The organism is Planotetraspora thailandica (genome assembly GCF_016863335.1).
In the GTDB taxonomy this organism is placed as follows: Bacteria; Actinomycetota; Actinomycetes; order Streptosporangiales; family Streptosporangiaceae; genus Planotetraspora; species Planotetraspora thailandica.
This window is the reverse complement of the sequence record NZ_BOOR01000025.1, coordinates 239,554-256,216: the sequence shown is the minus strand read 5'-3', so window position 1 is coordinate 256,216 and position 16,663 is coordinate 239,554. Positions and strand designations below refer to the sequence as shown.

General features: G+C 68.4%; 15 protein-coding genes and 1 riboswitch. Of the genes, 8 read left to right on the top strand and 7 right to left on the bottom strand.

What is annotated here, in order from left to right; translation table 11 throughout:
* Nucleotides 1-136 precede the first annotated feature (136 nt).
* Nucleotides 137-901, bottom strand: a complete 765-nt coding sequence (locus Pth03_RS19000) for an SDR family oxidoreductase (RefSeq protein ID WP_203945630.1) — start codon at nt 899-901, stop codon at nt 137-139.
* Between the two features lie 101 nt (nt 902-1,002).
* On the opposite strand from Pth03_RS19000, the gene Pth03_RS18995 reads away from it, so the two are divergent.
* Nucleotides 1,003-1,602 carry a TetR/AcrR family transcriptional regulator gene (locus Pth03_RS18995; protein ID WP_203945629.1) on the top strand — a complete coding sequence of 200 codons (600 nt, stop codon included), beginning with the start codon at nt 1,003-1,005 and terminating at the stop codon, nt 1,600-1,602.
* Between the two features lie 119 nt (nt 1,603-1,721).
* On the opposite strand, the gene Pth03_RS18990 is transcribed toward Pth03_RS18995, so the two are convergent.
* From Pth03_RS18990 to Pth03_RS18980, 3 genes are all read right to left on the bottom strand, one after another.
* Nucleotides 1,722-2,240, bottom strand: a complete 519-nt coding sequence (locus tag Pth03_RS18990) for a C40 family peptidase (protein WP_239119162.1) — start codon at nt 2,238-2,240, stop codon at nt 1,722-1,724.
* A gap of 70 nt (nt 2,241-2,310) precedes the next feature.
* A riboswitch (cyclic di-AMP (ydaO/yuaA leader) is annotated at nt 2,311-2,469 on the bottom strand.
* Between the two features lie 617 nt (nt 2,470-3,086).
* Nucleotides 3,087-4,052, bottom strand: a complete 966-nt coding sequence (locus Pth03_RS18985) for a C40 family peptidase (protein WP_203945628.1) — start codon at nt 4,050-4,052, stop codon at nt 3,087-3,089.
* A 129-nt stretch (nt 4,053-4,181) separates the two neighbouring features.
* Entirely contained in the window at nt 4,182-5,498 is a 1,317-nt protein-coding gene (locus Pth03_RS18980; protein ID WP_203945627.1) for an NYN domain-containing protein, read from the bottom strand.
* A 350-nt stretch (nt 5,499-5,848) separates the two neighbouring features.
* On the opposite strand from Pth03_RS18980, the gene Pth03_RS18975 reads away from it, so the two are divergent.
* The 3 genes from Pth03_RS18975 to Pth03_RS18965 all read left to right on the top strand — a co-directional run bounded on the left by Pth03_RS18975 (nt 5,849) and on the right by Pth03_RS18965 (nt 9,424).
* Complete coding sequence (locus Pth03_RS18975) at nt 5,849-7,579, top strand: DEDD exonuclease domain-containing protein (RefSeq protein ID WP_373318558.1); 1,731 nt, start codon at nt 5,849-5,851, stop codon at nt 7,577-7,579.
* Between the two features lie 51 nt (nt 7,580-7,630).
* On the top strand, nt 7,631-7,918 hold the full coding sequence (locus Pth03_RS18970) for an Lrp/AsnC family transcriptional regulator (RefSeq protein WP_203945625.1): 288 nt from the start codon (nt 7,631-7,633) through the stop codon (nt 7,916-7,918).
* 399 nt (nt 7,919-8,317) lie between these two features.
* Nucleotides 8,318-9,424, top strand: coding sequence for an aldo/keto reductase (locus tag Pth03_RS18965; protein WP_203945624.1), 1,107 nt, complete (start codon nt 8,318-8,320; stop codon nt 9,422-9,424).
* Nucleotides 9,425-9,459: 35 nt separating this feature from the next.
* On the opposite strand, the gene trpD is transcribed toward Pth03_RS18965, so the two are convergent.
* Both trpD and Pth03_RS18955 read right to left on the bottom strand, forming a co-directional pair.
* Entirely contained in the window at nt 9,460-10,503 is a 1,044-nt protein-coding gene (gene trpD / locus Pth03_RS18960) for an anthranilate phosphoribosyltransferase (protein WP_203945623.1), read from the bottom strand.
* Between the two features lie 24 nt (nt 10,504-10,527).
* Nucleotides 10,528-10,932, bottom strand: a complete 405-nt coding sequence (locus Pth03_RS18955; protein ID WP_203945622.1) for a hypothetical protein — start codon at nt 10,930-10,932, stop codon at nt 10,528-10,530.
* A 162-nt stretch (nt 10,933-11,094) separates the two neighbouring features.
* Between Pth03_RS18955 and ctaE the strand changes: the two genes are divergently transcribed.
* The 4 genes from ctaE to qcrB are packed head-to-tail and all read left to right on the top strand — an operon-like array spanning nt 11,095 to nt 15,249.
* A complete protein-coding gene (gene ctaE / locus Pth03_RS18950) occupies nt 11,095-11,712 on the top strand; it encodes an aa3-type cytochrome oxidase subunit III (protein WP_203945621.1) in 618 nt (205 codons plus the stop codon).
* Between the two features lie 17 nt (nt 11,713-11,729).
* Nucleotides 11,730-12,542, top strand: coding sequence for a cytochrome bc1 complex diheme cytochrome c subunit (gene qcrC, locus Pth03_RS18945; RefSeq protein WP_203945620.1), 813 nt, complete (start codon nt 11,730-11,732; stop codon nt 12,540-12,542).
* Nucleotides 12,539-13,618 (top strand): cytochrome bc1 complex Rieske iron-sulfur subunit, encoded by a 1,080-nt coding sequence (qcrA, locus tag Pth03_RS18940; RefSeq protein ID WP_203945619.1) that lies wholly within the window; start codon nt 12,539-12,541, stop codon nt 13,616-13,618. The genes qcrC and qcrA overlap by 4 nt, the downstream gene beginning before the upstream one ends.
* On the top strand, nt 13,618-15,249 hold the full coding sequence (gene qcrB, locus Pth03_RS18935; protein ID WP_203945654.1) for a cytochrome bc1 complex cytochrome b subunit: 1,632 nt from the start codon (nt 13,618-13,620) through the stop codon (nt 15,247-15,249). Before qcrA ends, qcrB begins: the two co-directional genes overlap by 1 nt.
* 88 nt (nt 15,250-15,337) lie before the next feature.
* Here qcrB and Pth03_RS18930 read toward each other — a convergent pair whose 3' ends face one another.
* The gene (locus tag Pth03_RS18930; protein WP_239119160.1) at nt 15,338-16,510 is read right to left on the bottom strand and encodes a L,D-transpeptidase; all 1,173 of its coding nucleotides are present in this window, start codon (nt 16,508-16,510) and stop codon (nt 15,338-15,340) included.
* Nucleotides 16,511-16,663 lie beyond the last annotated feature (153 nt).

Below are 16,663 nucleotides of genomic sequence, written 5' to 3'. Positions count from 1 at the left end.
CCTGGCCGGGACCGGCGCGCATTCGTACTCCACCCGAAGCTGACGCGCTCTGACCAGAGGTCCCGATCCGCCCCGGCGGGGACGTTCCGCATCCACGCGGGCTCTCCACCGGGGCGGAATCATGTTCCACCGCAGATCAGGCTCCCGCGGCGGACATGCCGCCGTCGACGGTGAAGCCGGCTCCGCTGGTGTAGGCGGAGCGGTCGGAGACGAGGAAGGCGATGAGGTCGGCGATCTCGCGCGGGTTCGCCGCCCGGCCGAGCGGGTAGCCGGCCATGAGGTCGGCGTACGCGTTCTCCTTGCCCTCATGTGCCTTGAGGAGGGTGAGGATCCGCTCGGTCGCCACCGGTCCGGGATTGACCCCGACCACACGGATGCCGTCGTTCAGGCTGCGTCCGCCCAGGGCCCGGGTGAACGCCATGAGGGCGGCGTTGCCGGAGCTTCCGGCGATGTAATTGGAGTCGACCCGCTCGCCGGCGTTGCCGATGTTATTGATGATCACTCCACGGCCGCGGGCCTTCATCCGCGCGTAGACGAGCCGCGTGAGATCGACGTAGCCGAAGACCTTGAGGTCCCAGGCGTGCCGCCAGGCTTTCCCGTCGACCGCGTCGAGGGAGCCACCGGGGATGTCGCCGGCGTTGTTGACCAGGATGTCGAGATCCGGCACGTCGCCGGCGAGGCGGTCGAGATCCTCCGGCAGTCGCAGGTCGACCGGATGCACGGACACTCCGACGGAATGGGCGGCGCGCAGGCGGCGCGCGAGGTCCTCGAGCGCAGGCGCGCTGCGGGCGGCGAGGTGCAGGTCGCAACCCTCCTCGGCGAGCACCTCCGCGGTCGCGGCGCCGATGCCCTTCGACGCGCCGGTGATGAGAGCGCGTCTGCCGCGCAGATTCAGATTCATCGCATCCCCCGTGTGTGCGACGTCAAAGCAGTTGACGAAACCGTGAGTTCCGTCAAAGCTTTGCCGGAACTCACGGTTTCGTCAACTGGTAGGGTCGGCACATGTCGCTCGATTCCGCTCGAGAGCCGGTCACGCCCCGTCCCCACACGGGGCGCCGGCGCAATCCCGCGGTGCGCAAGGCCGTACTGGACCGCGCCGCGGAACTGCTCGCCGGGCCGGACGGCATGGCCGTCTCGATCGACGCCATCGCCCAGGCCGCCGGCGTGAGCAAGCACACGATCTACCGCTGGTGGCCGTCCAAGGGGGCGGTGCTGCTGGAGGCGACGGTCGAACGCGCCCAGAAAGAGGTGACCGTCCCTGACACCGGCGCGCTCACCACGGATCTGGAGGTGTTCCTCGCGGACACCTTCCGCGCTGTAGAAGAGGTGGCTCCCCTGCTGCGCGCCCTTATGGCCGAAGCCCTGCGCGACACCGTGGCCGCCGAGGGGATGCGCGAATTCGTCGCGGCCCGCAGAAACGAACTCAGGGGCCTGCTCCTCCGGGGCCTGGACCGTGGGGAATTGCCGGCGGAGACCGACCTGGAACTGACGATCGACCAGATCTACGGGCTGATGTGGTACCGGATTCTGATCGCCCGTACCCCTGTGACCGGCGAGGTTGCGAGCCGGCTGTCGCGGGCGGTCACCGGGCACGGGGCGTAACCGCACTCGAGCCGGGGTCTAACGCGTCTTGGAGTTCCCCTCTCAGCAGGGATGTCCAGGAGAACACATCGCGGGCATCCCTGCTGAGAAAAGGTCATCTCTGTTGAGAACCTGCAGGGTCACAGACCCGGCCGAACCGCCCCCACGAAGGACTGCTTGCGGTAGGAGTTCAGCTTGTCGATCCTGACCCGCGAGCCGGAGTGCGGCGAGTGGATCATCTTGCCGTGCCCGACGTACATGCCGACGTGGCCGCCGCCGCTGGTGAAGATGAGGTCACCGATCTTGAAGTGGCCCCACTTGATCTTCTTCTTCACGGCCTTACGCATGGAATAGGTCGTGCGCGGGAGTTTCACGCCCGCCCTGCGCCAGGCGTACATGACCAGACCCGAGCAGTCGAACGCCCTGGGTCCGGCGGCTCCCCATCGGTACGGGTCGCCGAGTTGCTTCTTTGCCACCGAGACGGCCCGCCGGGCCTTGGCCTGCTGGAGTGCGGCCCTGCTCAGCTTCTTCTTGGCCGTCTTCTTGACCGTCGTGGTGCTCTTGACGGCCGTGGCCGTCGTCGTCGTGGCGCTCTTCACGGACGTCACCGTCTGGGCGTTCGCCGGTTGGGCGGCCACGGCTCCGACGGAGGCGGTCAACGCGACGCCGCCGAGGGAGATGAGGGCACGACGAGACAGACGTACGGGGATTCTGGACAGGATTGCTCCTATGATCTTCCGCTTGCGCCTACCGGGTTAGCTGACGGGTTCGGGCTGGGAAGCCGCCCTACGGCGCTGTCGCGCCGATTCACCCCGGGACCTTCTGCGAAGGCCCATTGGTTCCCCGGCTCCGTGCCTCCTGACTGCACGGACTCGGCAGGTCACCGGCGCCGAGGCCCTCGGAAGGGCCCACGAGGGGCCCGGGGAGGGCCCGCTCACGATCGAGTCGACGGGCGACGGTGACGCCTGGATGGTCATCCGGGACCGGCCCGCGGGCCGATCCGTGTTCGCGACGCGCATGGCGTGCTCGTCGCGACGGCAGAAGCTACCGAACCATTCCAAGATTGGGCAAAACCACAAGCGAAATTCAAAGATCAAATTCGGTGCATCACGAAAGAGAAACTGCTGGATATCTATCGGATATTTACCTTAAATGTGACTCTACTCACATTTGATTATCGGCTTTCTGAGTGACGTAACACTGGCCACATCCGTCACTCTGGTTCGCGGCCTCTGCGACCTCCGAAACCCCTGGCGTACGCGGTGACAGGAGTGCCGTGCGCGCATGGGATGAGCGGACTCCGAACGCCGCGCTGTGCTCATAGCGAAACGGCATGGCTCCGGACGGCACCGCCGTACGGGAAGCCACGCGTCGAAGTGCATGATCACGAACCGCGAACGCGCAGGTCAGCGGGCGGATCCACGAAGTTCTACATGATCACAAAAAGAAAGCGCGCAGGTCACAGGACCTGCGCGCGAAGTTCTGCATGATCACGCGGAAAAAAGTCAGGGGCGGACGGCTCCCGCGATGCTGCCGTAGCCGGCCAGGGTGACGACCTTCACGACGTCGCCCGTCTGGGGGGCGTGCACGACCTTGCCGTCGCCCGCGTAGATGCCGACGTGCCCGATGCCGGGGTGGAAGAGCAGATCCCCCGGCTGAAGGCTGTTGATCGAGACCCGCCGGCTCGCCCCCCATGACCACTGCTCGTAGGTGGTCCGGGGCAGGCTCACTCCGGCGGCGGCCCAGGCCGCCTGGGTGAGACCCGAACAGTCCCACGAGTCCGGGCCGGTGCCGCCGTAGCGGTAGGGCTTGCCGACCTGCTTGTAGGCGAACTGCAGGGCCGCGAGCGCGTTGCCCGACGCGGGGCCGGTGTAGGTGATGCCGGCGCTTTTCGGGTTGCCCGCGTTGTAGGCCCCCAGCTGCTTGAGCAGGGCCGTCTGCTCCTTGACGAGCTTTTCGACCGTGGACTTCTTCTTGCTGAGGTCCGCCTTCGACTTGGTGGCGTCGTCGTAGGTCGCCTTCTGCTTGTCCCGCTTGGCCTTGAGGCCCGCGATGGCCGCCTCGTAGTCCTTGAGCTGCTGCGCCCTGGTCTGCGACAGCTGGTCGAGTGAGGCCATGCCGCTGAGGGTGGCCTCCGGGTCGGGGCCGTAGAAGACCCCGCCGAGCATCGACACGTCACCGGTCTGGTAGGAGTTCACCGCCAGAGAGACCAGCGACTGCCGGAGCGCTTCCACGGTGGCGTTCTGCTTCTGGTAGTCACCGTTGACGCTGTCGTAGGCCGCCTTGGCCTTCTTCCACTTCTCGTTGGCGGCGTTGTAGTCGTCGACGATCTTGTCGGCCTGCTTGTTGAGCTCCTTCAACTTGGCCTGGGCCTGGGGGATCGTCGGTTTGGGAGCCGCCTGCGCGCTTGCCATCGGTATGAACAGAACCGCGGCGGCCAGTCCAGCGGCCACCGGTACGCGCCCTCGCATCAAGGCTCCTCGGGGGAATAGACCAAACCTGGCGGCGTGAGCCTACTCAGGCGATCATGGAGCTTCAACCTATTCGCAGCTATTCACGGCAATCGTCACCGAATGCGACGAAATCGGGCCGTATCGTAGTCAGGCGCGGCCGAGCCTGCGCAGCAGCAGCGTCGAAGGGATGGGACGCGCCCCCATCTTGCGCACCGACTCGGCCACCTCGCGGTCGGACGAGACGACCGCGACGGCCCGCCCCGGCGGCTCGGCGCGCACCAGCCGCCTGATCAGGTCGTCGGCGATCTCCCCCGGCGCGCTGAACATCACCCGCACACCGCGCGGCGCCGACACCTGGACCGGGCCGCCCAGCTCGGCTCCGTCGAAGACGCAGGTCACCTCCACCCGGACCTGTACGGCCAGGCCGCCGAGGCCGGTGAGGAGCCGGCCACGCTGGTCGGCCAGGGTGAGCGACGGATAGCCCGTCTTGGTCACGTTGTATCCGTCGACGATCAGGTGCAGATGCGGGATCGCGAGCAGCTGGTCGAGCAGCTGGGGGTCGTCGTTGGCCAGCGCGCGGGCCGGCACGGCGCCCACGCCCGGCTCGTCGGGCCTGACCGCGGTCACGTAGTCGGCCGGCCTGCTGATCGACAGGGGCAGGGCGAGCTCCTTGCGCAGCCCCGCCGCGGCGTCCTGGAGGGCGTCCATGAGCACGCGGATGCGGGTGTCCTCGACGCTGCGCCCCTCGCGGGCGGCCCTGCGGGCGGCCTCGACCTGGTGTTCGGCGTCCGCCAGCCGCTCCTTGAGCCTGCGCAGCTCCGACTCGGCCGCGCCGTTGGCGCTGAGCGCCTTGGTTCGGGCCTCGGCGGTCTCGGCCTCCATCGCGAGCGCCCTGGCCTCGGCCGCCCTGGTCCGCTCGCGCGCGTCGTGCAGCTTGCGGCGCAGCTCGGAGTTCTCCGACCGCGCGGCCTTGAGCTGCTCGCGGATGCGGTCGATCTCCTCCCTCGCGCTCGCCCGCTGCGTCGCGAGCTGCTCGCGCAGCCGGCTTTCCGCGTGCTCGCGCTGGGAGTCCGCCGCCGCCGTCTGCTCGATGTCCGCCCGCGCCTGCTCGACCAGGTCGGGCCAGCCGGGGGGGCGGCTCAGGTACGCGGCCGCCGCCACCATGACCGGCTCCGCCGCCGGAGGCACCGTGCCCTCGGCCAGGCTCGCCACCAGCTCGGGCCAGGCACCCTGAAGGGTCTCGGCCACGAGCTCGCGGAACTCCTTGTCGTTCTCGAGCTGTGCCGCGATGGGAGCGCCGGCGAGACGGGCGCGCTTACGCGGGTCGAACTTCGCGATTCCCCGCAGCGGCCCCGGAATCGTGGCCGCCGGCATGGAGCCCAGCACCTGAGCGGCCAGCTCCACCACCTGTAACCGGACGGGCTCGGGCAACGGACGAGATAGGCCTTCTCCGGCTGAACTCATCCTGTCGCTCCTTGTACTTGTCCTTACCTCAAGAGTACGGCTGACGCACCCCTGTCCGAGTCGTGCTCGCCGATCAGTCCCGCACCCGTACCCCGGCAAGACATGCACAATCCACGTTGTCTTGGTCGGAAATGTAAATATGCTCCGCAGGTCGAGCCGGGCAGATCGACCGCCACGTCGAGCCAGTGAGCCGCACCGATGTGGACATAGCTCCCAGAGCTTTCCGCTAATCTCTACCAGAATGCCAGCACATATAGCGGAATCCTCCCTCGTCAGGGCACGACCGCGGCGGGCGGAGATCGTCTGAGGACGCCCCGGAGCGCCGAATGTCGGTGGGAGTCCCTATGGTCATGGCCGTGGACGCGGTACAGGGCACCCTGGACGATCTCGGCACTCCCCTTCGCGAGGTCACCTTCGTGGTCTTCGACCTGGAGACCACCGGCGGGTCGTCGGCCGAGCACGCGATCACCGAGATCGGCGCGGTCAAGGTGCGCGGCGGCGAGGTCGTCGGCGAGTTCGCCACCCTGGTCGACCCCGGCAGTCCCATCCCGCCGTTCATCTCCGTCCTCACCGGCATCACCGACGCGATGGTGATGGCCGCGCCGCCGTTCTCCGAGGTGCTGCCGAGCTTCCTCGAGTTCGCCAGGGGCGCGACGCTGGTCGCCCACAACGCGCCCTTCGACATGTCGTTCATCCGCGCGGCCTGCGCGGCGAACGGCTACCCGCCGCCGGCCAACCCGGTGGTCGACACCGCCGACCTGGCCCGGCGGGTGCTCACCCGCGACGAGACGCCCAACTGCAAGCTCGCCACGCTGGCCCGGCTCTTCCGCAGCTCGACCGAGCCGTGCCACAGGGCCCTGGCCGACGCCCAGGCGACCGTGGACGTGCTCCACGGACTCATCGCGCGGGTCGGCTCGCTCGGCGTGCACACCCTGGAAGAGCTGCGAAGCTACGCGCGGACCCCCACCCCCGAGCAGCAGCGCAAGCGGCACCTCGCTGAGGGGGTGCCCAGCGCGCCGGGCGTCTACGTCTTCGAGGACGCCCGCGGAGAGGCCCTCTACATCGGCAAGAGCACCAACCTCCGCAACCGCGTGCGCAGCTATTTCACGGCCAGCGAGACCCGTTCCCGGGTCCGCGAGATGGTCGGCATCGCCGAGCGGGTGCGCACGATCGTGTGCGCCACCGGCCTGGAGGCCGAGATCCGCGAGCTGCGGATGATCGGCGCCACCAAGCCCCGCTACAACAGGAGATCCCGCTTTCCCGAGCGCGCGGTGTGGCTCAAGCTGACCGACGAGCCGTTCCCCCGGCTCAGCATCGTGCGGGAGGTCAAGGACGACGGGGCGACCTATCTCGGGCCGTTCGGCAACAGCCGCACGGCCGACGAGGCCCGTACGGCCATGCACGAGGCGCTTCCCCTGCGCCAGTGCACCGAGCGCATCTCCGCCCGCACCCGGCGAAGCGCCTGCACGCTGGCCGAGCTGGGCCGCTGCGGAGCCCCCTGCGAGGGGCGGGAGAGCGAGGAGGCGTACGCGCGCCACGTCCGCGGCGCGCAGCGCGCCATGGAGCAGGACGGGGAGGCCGTCTACTCCGCGCTGGAGGCCCGGATGCGGCGGCTGTCCGCGGAGCAGCGCTACGAGGAGGCCGCCGTCGACCGCGACCGGCTCGCGGCCTACGTCAGGACGGCCGCCCGGATGCAACGCCTGAGGTCCCTCACCACGATCCCCCACATGGTGGCGGCCAGCCCCGCGTTCGACGGCGGATGGGACATCCACGTCATCCGGTACGGCAGGCTCGCCGCCGCCGGGGTGATGCCGCGCGGCGCCCATCCCACGCCCTACGTCGACGCGCTCGTGGCCACCGCGGAGACCGTCACCCCCGGGCCGGGACCCACTCCCGCCGCCAGCGCCGAGGAGACCGAGTGCGTTTTGCGCTGGCTCGACTCACCCGGCGTGCGACTCGTTCAGGTCGACGGCGGCTGGAGCGTCCCCGCGTACGGCGCCGGCCGCCTGAGGGACCGGATCGAGCGGGCCTACCAGGCGCTGCAGCCGCGCCAGGCGCGTGAGGGCAGGCCGCTGCGATGACGCTAGGGTCGGGGGCATAGCCGTACTCGCCACAAAGCAGGAGAGACCCCAATGGTCACCGCGATCGTGCACATCAAAGCCGATGTCGACCGCATCCCGGAGGTCGCCCAGACCATCGCCGAACTCGACGGCGTCAGCGAGGTTTATTCGATCACCGGCGAGTTCGACCTGCTGGCCATGATCAGGGTCGAGCGGTACGAGGAGATCGCCGAGGTGATCCCCAACCGGCTCAACAAGGTGGCCGGGGTGACCCACACGGAGACGCACATCGCCTTCCGGACCTACTCCCGCCACGACCTCGAAGCCGCCTTCTCCATCGGCCTCGACACCTCCGACTGACCCCCTGGGGCGATTCACACACTCCCCTTGTGGTGATCACGCGTTCCCTTGTGGTGATCACGCGTTCCCTTGTGGTGATCATGCGTTCCCTTGTGGTGATCATGCAGAAGTTCGGGGGCAGGCCCCCCGACCTGCGCCGATCCATATCGTGATCATGCAGTAGTTCGAAGAAATGCACTCCGGCCTGCGGTGACGCATTTCGTGATCATGCACTGCCAGGCCCGGAGACCCCCACAGGCCGTGGCCGGCAAGGTGCACGACCCAGGCATAGGGGCCCACTCACATCCGTGGGAAGCGCCACTCACAATTTGGACTTGACGGTCCATTATCAACGTGGCACGGTTGTGGACCAGTCGGTCCAAACTTGGCCGATCAGGCAAAAGGCATGTTGAGGGGCACATGACCATGAACGACTACTACCTGCTGGGCCGGTCCGGGCTGCGGGTGAGCCGGCTGGCGCTGGGCACGATGAACTTCGGCACCAGCGGCTTCCACGCGGCATACGGCAAGACCGAGGCGGAGGCCGAACCCATCTTCCGCCGCTACCTGGAGGCGGGAGGAAACTTCGTCGACACGGCCGACTTCTACACCGCCGGCGAGAGCGAGCACATCCTCGGCCGGCTGATCGCCTCCGCCGGGGTGCGCGACCGGCTCGTGCTGACCAGCAAGTTCACCAACAGCATCGACCCTAGCGACCCCAACGCGAGCGGCAACGGCCGCAAACACATGATCCGCGCGCTGGAGGCCTCGCTGCGCCGGCTCGATACCGACTACCTCGACCTGTACCTGCTCCACACCTGGGACCGGATCACCCCCGTCGAAGAGGTGGTGCGCACCTTCGACGATCTGGTGCGCGCCGGCAAGATCCGGTACGCCGGACTGTCCGACGTGCCGGCCTGGTACGCCGCCCGGGCGCAGAGCTTCGCCGAGGCCCACGCGTTGACCCCGATGATCAACCTGCAGTTGCCGTACTCCCTGATCGCCCGCGGCATCGAGCCGGAGTTCGTGCCGATGGCGCAGTCTCTGGGGCTCGGGCTCACCGCGTGGAGCCCGATCGGCGGAGGGCTGCTCACCGGCAAATACCGGCGGACCGAAGGCGGCCTGAGCGGCGCGGGACGGCTCGGCATCGGTGAGAATCAGCGGCCGATCGGCGACCGTGACTGGCAGGTGATCGAAACGCTCGAGAGCGTGGCCGCCGATCTGGGCCGGAGCATGGCCCAGGTCGCGATCAACTGGGTGGCGACCCAGCCCGCCGTCGGGTCGGTGATCATCGGGGCGAGCAGCACCGAGCAGCTGGACGGCAACCTGGCCTCCCTCGACTTCGAGATTCCTCAGGAGGCCCGCCGCAGGCTCGACGAGGCCGGTGCGCCGCCGGCGGCCTCGCCGTACGCGATGTTCACCCCGGAGTACCAGTCCTGGATCGTGAGTCCAGGACTCGGCATCGGCGACAAACCGGCCGGCTACGCGCCGCCGGTGTGGAACGGCGCCGCCCAGCAGGTCGGCTGACGCCACCCGGCGCTCACCTCGCCGGACAGACCCGGCTAGGGCTTCAGGGAACGGCTGACCTCGACCCAGCGGTCGAGCGTCTCCTGGGCCCGGCCGGAGTCGACCGCCTCGGCCGCGCGGGCGAGCGCCGTACCGATATCCGACGCGAGGTCGTCGCCGGGCCCGTCGAGGGCGACCAGCGCCGCGGCGGCGTTGAGCAGCACCGCGTCGCGCACCGGGCCGGTCTTGCCCCGCACGAGGTCGTGCACGGCGGCCGCGTTGAACTCCACATCGCCGCCCCGCAGATCGCCTGGCTGCGAGCGCGGCACGCCGATCTCCGCGGGGTCGAACATCGTCCGTGTCGCGGTGCCGTTCTTGACCACGAAGACGGTGGACGGCGCCGCGGTCGACAGCTCGTCGAGGCCGTCCTCGCCGCGGAAGACCAGCGCCGAGACGCCGCGCTCGGCGAACACTCCGGCGACCACCGGCAGCATCCGGGTGTCGTAGACGCCGATGGCCTGCGCCGACGGCCTGGCCGGGTTGGTCAGCGGGCCGAGGAAGTTGAAGACCGTCGGCACGCCAAGTTCCTTGCGGGCTGGCCCGGCGAACCGCAGCGCGGGGTGGTACACCGGCGCGAAGCAGAAGGCGATGCCCGCCTCCACGGCCACCCTGGCGGTGACCTCGGGCGCGAGGTCCAGCGTGACGCCGAGGTGCTCCAGGACGTCGGCGGCCCCGCACAGGGAGCTGGCCGCCCGGTTGCCGTGCTTGACGACCCGGGCGCCCGCGGCCGCCGCGACGATCGCGGCCATGGTCGAGACGTTGACCGTGTGGGCCCGGTCTCCGCCGGTGCCGACGATGTCGAGGACGGGCCCCTCCACCGACAGCGGGGTGGCCCGCTCGAGCATGGTGCGGGCGAGTCCGGTCACCTCGGCCACCGTCTCGCCCTTGGCCCGCAGCGCGACCACGAAGGCGGCGATCTGCACGGACGTCGCCGTGCCGGACATGATCTCCGCCATGGCCCACGACGTCTCCTCCGACGTCAGGTCTTCACCGGAGAGCAGGGCGTTCAACAGTGTGGGCCAGGTGGTGCGCGTGTCCATGGGCGGGCTCCGCGAGGTCAGATGTCAGACGGAATCATTCGTGCCGGTGAGGCTGAGGCGACGGCGCATGAGGTCGGCGGTCGTCTCGGCGAGGACGACGGGGTCGATCGGCTGCGCCACCACGGCGTCGGCGCGGGACCAGTTGGCCAGCCAACGGTCGTCGCGGCGGGCGACCAGCAGAAGGATCGGCGGGCAGTTGTGCACCTCGTCCTTGGCCTGCCGGGCCACGCCCATGCCTCCGGCCGGCACGGCTTCGCCGTCCAGGACGGCCACGTCGATGTCGCCGGAGTCGAGCAGCTTGATCACCGCGGGCTGAGTCGCGCACTCGACGATCTCGACCAGCGGCACGTCCGCGGCGGGACGCCGTCCGATGGCCAGTCGCACCTTCTCCCGGGTGCCTGCGTCGTCGCTGTAGACGAGAACCCTCATGTCACGCTCACTGTCGAATCGCGGGGTATGGTCATCGTGATGCTACCGGCGTGGCCGCCAGGCGCGTAGTCCCGGGGTTATTGCTGTGAGATGCCCGTTTTCTGGGCTGCGACGACCCCTAACGGGGGGTCGTGCGGCGACCCGCCCCCCAGAGCCGCAATAATGCTGCCCGTGGCGACAGCATCCGCAATTACTACGACGACGAGACCACACGCGTACAACCGGCCGAACCTCGTTCAGGTCGGGACGATCGTGTGGCTGTCCTCTGAGCTCATGTTCTTCGCGGCGCTGTTCGCGATGTACTTCACCATCCGGTCGGTCAGCCTCGGGGAGCACCTTCCCTGGCCTGAGGCGCACCTCAACGTCCCGTTCGCGACCGTCAACACGACCGTCCTGGTCCTGTCGAGTGTCACCTGCCAGCTGGGCGTTTGGGCCGTGGAGCGGGGCGACGTCAAGAAGCTGCGTTTCTGGTACATCGTCAGCTTCTTGATGGGCGCCTTCTTCGTGGGCGGTCAGCTTTGGGAGTACGCGAACCTCGCGGAAGAAGGTCATGTTCTTTCGCACTCGCCGTACGACTCAGTGTTTTACCTGACCACGGGTTTCCACGGCCTGCACGTCACGGGTGGCCTGATCGCGTTCCTGTTCCTCCTGGGACGCACGTACGCCGCGAAGCGCCTGACCACTGAGCAGAAGACCGCCGCGATCGTCGTGTCCTACTACTGGCACTTCGTGGACGTGGTCTGGATCGGCCTTTTCGCGACCATCTACATCATCAAATGATCGGAACGGGAATTTCGGTGAACTCCATCACCGCCCGACGGCGCCATCCTCTCGCGCGATATGCCGTCGTGGCTCTCGCCCTCGGCCTGCTCGGCGGAGGTTACGCCGTAGCCGGGCCCGGCAGCAGCAACGCGGACGCGGCGATAGCGTCGGGTAAGGCCGACGACGTGGCCCAGGGCAAGAGCCTGTTCGTGGCTCACTGCGCCAGCTGCCACGGCTTGAACGCCGAGGGCACCGCCAAGGCCCCGACGCTGGTCGGCGTCGGCGCGGCGGCCGTGGACTTCCAGGTCAGCAGCGGCCGCATGCCGGCGGCGGACGCGGGCCCGCAGGCCGCCCGCAAGCCTACGGCCGAGTGGGTCAACGAGGAGACGATCGGCGACCTCGCGGCCTTCGTGCAGTCGCTGGGCGGCGGCCCGACCCGGCCGACCGCCGAACAGGTCGACCCCACCATGGGCGACCCGGCCAAGGGCGGCGAGCTCTTCCGGGCCAACTGCATCCAGTGCCACAACTTCGTCGGTGCCGGCGGCGCGCTCACCTACGGGAAGTACGCTCCCCCGCTCAACCCGGCGACGCCGACCCAGATCTACGAGGCCATGGTGACCGGCCCGCAGGCGATGCCGGTCTTCAACGACTCGATCATCACGCCCGACAAGAAGCGGGACATGATCGCCTACATCACGCACGTCCGTTCGCAGGTCGACCCGGGCGGCTCCGGTCTGGGCCGCATCGGACCCGTGACCGAGGGACTCGTCGCGTGGGTCGTGGGGCTCAGCCTTCTCATCCTGGCCGCCATCTGGATCACCGCTAAGAAGCGACGGGCGAAGGCATGACAGACAACATCAACGATCAGCCTGAGGGCCGCGTGCCGGCGCGCGTCATCGGCACCCCGCCCTCCAACGGCCCGATCCTCGGGGGCGAGCCCGTCCACGAGGTGAAGGACGTTCCCGGGGTCATCCCGCCCGACCCGATCTCCGCCCGCAAGGCGGAGCGGGTCGTCGCGCTGTTGTTCACCATCACCTTCCTGGCCGGGGTGGCGTTCATCGCCTCCTACGTGATCTTCCAGGTCGGCACGATCGACAAGACCGCGGCCTCCAACTACGCCCTCGGCAGCTCCCTCAGCATCGCCCTGCTGTCGCTCGCCGCGGGCATCACGGTGTGGGTCCGGCGGATCATGCCGAAGTACAACCTCGTGCAGGAGCGCCACCCCATGGCCTCCGAGCCCGAGACCGCGGAGTACGTCGAGGAGACGTTCCTGCAGGGCGCGGGCGAGAGCGGCTTCGTCAAGCACAAGATGCTGCGCCGTACGCTCCTGCTGGCCGCGGCACCGCTGGGCCTGGCCCCGCTGGTGCTCCTCAAGGACCTCGGCCCGCTGCCTGGCACCGCGCTGCGGCACACGGTGTGGGGCGCCCCGACCAAGGACGGCAAGCCCCGCCGCCTCGTCGTCGAGGGCACCGGTCAGCCGATCCGCGCCGCGGACTTCGACTCCCCCGGCGGCATCCTGTCGGTCGTCCCCGAGGGCTATGAGGAGGACCTGAACGCGCTGGCCAAGGCCACGCTGATCCTGCTCAAGTTCCGCCCCGACGAGCTCAAGTCGGGCACGAACCTCAACTGGACGCACGACGGCATCGTCGCGTACTCCAAGATCTGCACACACGTGGGCTGCCCGGCGGCGCTGTACGAGCAGACGACGCACCACATCCTCTGCCCCTGCCACCAGTCGACGTTCGACGCGGCCGACGGCGCCAAGGTCATCTTCGGTCCTGCCGCCCGGCCGCTGCCGCAGCTGCCCATCGGCATCGACAGCGAGGGCTACCTCATCGCCAAGTCCGACTTCAAGGTGCCCGTCGGGCCCAGCTTCTGGGAGCGCGGCGACGCCGAAGCGGAAGCAAGGGAGCAGAAGGCGTGATGGACACCACTCCCAAGCCCATCGCAGGGGTCTCCACCTTCCTCGACGACCGCCTCGGCGCGGGGAGCTTCCTCAAGCGCAACATGAGGAAGATCTTCCCGGACCACTGGTCGTTCCTGCTGGGTGAGATCGCGCTCTACTCGTTCATCATCCTGCTGCTGACCGGCACGTTCCTGACGTTGTGGTTCAAGCCCAGCATGGGTGAGGTCGTCTACTCGGGCTCCTACCAGCCACTGGTGGGCGTGAAGATGTCCGAGGCCTACGCCTCGGCGCTGAACATCAGCTTCGACGTGCGCGGCGGCCTGCTGATCCGGCAGATCCACCACTGGGCGGCGCTGCTGTTCATCGCGGGCATGATGGTCCACATGCTCCGCGTGTTCTTCACCGGCGCCTACCGCAAGCCGCGCGAGCTGAACTGGCTGATCGGCGTCGGGCTGCTCACGCTGGCGCTGCTGGAGGGCCTCACCGGCTACTCCCTCCCCGACGACCTGCTCTCCGGTGCCGGTCTGCGGATCACTGAGGGCGTCATGCTGGGCATCCCGGTGGTCGGCACCTACCTCACGTTCCTGCTGTTCGGGGGCGAGTACCCCGGGCACGACGTGATCTCGCGGTTCTTCACGATCCACATCCTGCTGATCCCGGGCATCCTGCTGGCGCTGATCTCGGCCCACATGATCCTGATGTGGGTGCAGAAGCACACGCAGATGCCGGGCACCGGCCGCAGCGAGAAGAACGTGGTGGGGGCGCCGTTCTACCCGGCCTTCATGGCCAAGGCGGGCGCGTTCACCCTGTTCACGTTCGCCGTCATCGCACTGCTGGGAACGTTCGCCCAGATCAACCCGATCTGGCTGTTCGGTCCCTACACGCCGGCGGACATCTCGGCAGGAAGCCAGCCCGACTTCTACATGGGCTTCCTGGAAGGCTCGCTGCGCCTGATGCCCTCCTGGGAGATCAACTTCCTGGATCACACGGTGTCGCTGAGCGTGCTGATCCCCGCCCTGGTGCCGCTGGGCATCGTCATGACCGGCCTGGCGCTGTATCCGTTCATCGAGCAATGGGTCACGGGCGACCGGCGCGAGCACCACATCGCCGACCGTCCGCGCAACAACCCGCACCGCACCGCGATCGGCTTCACGGGCATCACGTTCTACGGCGTGCTGTGGCTGCTCGGCGCCAACGACGAGATCTCGGCCAACTTCCACATCAGCCTGTACGAGACGACGATCGTCGGCCGGTTCGCCATCTTCATCGTCCCGGCGATCGCCTACTTCGTCACCTACCGGATCTGCATCGGCCTGCAGCGCAGCGACCAGGCCATGCTGTCCCACGGTGTGGAGTCCGGCGTCATCAAGCGCCTGCCGCACGGCGAATACATCGAGGTCCACACGCCCCCGATGGAGGACATCGCCGACCACATCCGCGGCAAGAAGGAGATCCCGGTCGTCGAGAGCGGCGAGGACACCGACGGCATCCCGCCGAAGGGTGCCCGCACCGCCCTCGGACGGCTCCGCTCGAAGATGAGCCAGGCGTACGGCACGGACCACATCCCTCTCGAGGAGGGCCACGGTCACGAGGAGCACGCGGCCATCGGGGCCGGCGACCACTCCGACGGCCACAAGGACGGCCACTGAGCATCACCGGTTGTCGCTGAAGGGCCCGGGCGGGATCTCCCCGCCCGGGCCCTTCGCTTTCCCCACGCTCTCGTACGGCCGGGCGCGATCAGGTCAGCTGACCGGTCATGTCGGCCCGCAGGCGGCTCCACTTGAGCCAGTCGCCCCAGCTCTCCTGCCAGTGGCCCCAGCCGTTGGTGGGCTCCAGCTTCCGCGGCGTGCCCTCGATGATGATCGGGTCACCGATCAGGGTGTTCTCCTTGAACCACTTCGCGTTCGCGGGGCTGACGTTCACGCAACCGTGGCTGACGTTGGAGTTGCCCTGGTCCCCCACCGACCACGGCGCCCCGTGGACATACTCTCCGCTGTTGGAGATCCGCACGGTGTCGTAGACGGTCGTCTGGTAGTAGCCGGCCTGACCGGGGCCGGCGTCCGGGGACGTCATCACGGTCACGTCCTCACGGGACATCGCCAGGTGGATGCCGCTGGTCGTGTGGTGCCGCATGGCGCCGCCCATGCCCGCGCTGATCGGCATGTTCTTGATCTGCTTGCCGTCCCGATCGATCTTCATGTAGTGGGTCTGCGTGTTGCCCACGCTGATCTGCGAACGGCCGATCGTGAAGTCCCTGGAGTAGTCCTGCTTGCCGTACATGCCGTCGGCGCCGCGCACGCCGGCCAGCCGGGCGACGAAGCGGACCTTCGTGTGCGCCGGCCAGTACTCCTTGGGCCGGAAGACGATGTTCTTGTCGTCGAACCAGTGCCAGGCCCCCTCGACCGGCTTGGAGGCCTCCACGAAGAGGTTGCGCTCGATCGAGACCCGGTCCTTCACGGGCTTGTCGAACGTGATCATGATCGGCATGCCCACGCCCACCGTGAAGCCGGTGTCCTTGTTGGGCAGCAGGGTGTCGATGCCGAAGGTCGACGTGGCCTTGGTCGTGGAGAAGGTGCTGGACCGCTCGACGGTGCCCCCGCCGGGCTGGGCGGCCACCGCCGAGACGCTGTAGGACAGCCCAGGAGACATCGGACGCTCGCTGCGCCACTGTGTACGGTCGGCGCTGTAAACGCCCGCCACAGGCTGTCCTCCGGCCCGCACGGTGACGTTCTTCAGGGTTCCCGCCGTGGCTCCCACGGTGATGGGGAGTTCGGGCGCCAGGTCGTGCGACCCGTTGAGGGGGGTGATGGTGATCGTGGTCTTGGATGCCGACTCGTCCGCGTCCTGAACCGCGGACGCTGAACAACCGGTCGCCATGAGGAGGGCCAGGGCCCCTGCACCAGCGCGCACGTCGATCTCCCCCCGCCGTGATCAGTTTGTAGCCGTTATTCCCTGATCACTTTCAGGCCCTGCACCCGAGTGGCCTGATTCCCGGCAAAAAGACGACACGCAAAAAGCGACACAAAAAACGACAAGGCCGGTCAACATGTGCGTCGACCGGCC

Bases quoted from the DNA above. Each gene is read 5' to 3' on its own strand.
- Pth03_RS19000 (WP_203945630.1), bottom strand. From the start codon at position 901: ATGAATCTGAATCTGCGCGGCAGACGCGCTCTCATCACCGGCGCGTCG.
- Pth03_RS18995 (WP_203945629.1), top strand. From the start codon at position 1,003: ATGTCGCTCGATTCCGCTCGAGAGCCGGTCACGCCCCGTCCCCACACG.
- Pth03_RS18985 (WP_203945628.1), bottom strand. From the start codon at position 4,052: ATGCGAGGGCGCGTACCGGTGGCCGCTGGACTGGCCGCCGCGGTTCTG.
- Pth03_RS18980 (WP_203945627.1), bottom strand. From the start codon at position 5,498: ATGAGTTCAGCCGGAGAAGGCCTATCTCGTCCGTTGCCCGAGCCCGTC.
- Pth03_RS18975 (WP_373318558.1), top strand. From the start codon at position 5,849: ATGGCCGTGGACGCGGTACAGGGCACCCTGGACGATCTCGGCACTCCC.
- Pth03_RS18970 (WP_203945625.1), top strand. From the start codon at position 7,631: ATGGTCACCGCGATCGTGCACATCAAAGCCGATGTCGACCGCATCCCG.
- Pth03_RS18965 (WP_203945624.1), top strand. From the start codon at position 8,318: ATGACCATGAACGACTACTACCTGCTGGGCCGGTCCGGGCTGCGGGTG.
- trpD (WP_203945623.1), bottom strand. From the start codon at position 10,503: ATGGACACGCGCACCACCTGGCCCACACTGTTGAACGCCCTGCTCTCC.
- Pth03_RS18955 (WP_203945622.1), bottom strand. From the start codon at position 10,932: ATGAGGGTTCTCGTCTACAGCGACGACGCAGGCACCCGGGAGAAGGTG.
- ctaE (WP_203945621.1), top strand. From the start codon at position 11,095: ATGCTGCCCGTGGCGACAGCATCCGCAATTACTACGACGACGAGACCA.
- qcrA (WP_203945619.1), top strand. From the start codon at position 12,539: ATGACAGACAACATCAACGATCAGCCTGAGGGCCGCGTGCCGGCGCGC.
- qcrB (WP_203945654.1), top strand. From the start codon at position 13,618: ATGGACACCACTCCCAAGCCCATCGCAGGGGTCTCCACCTTCCTCGAC.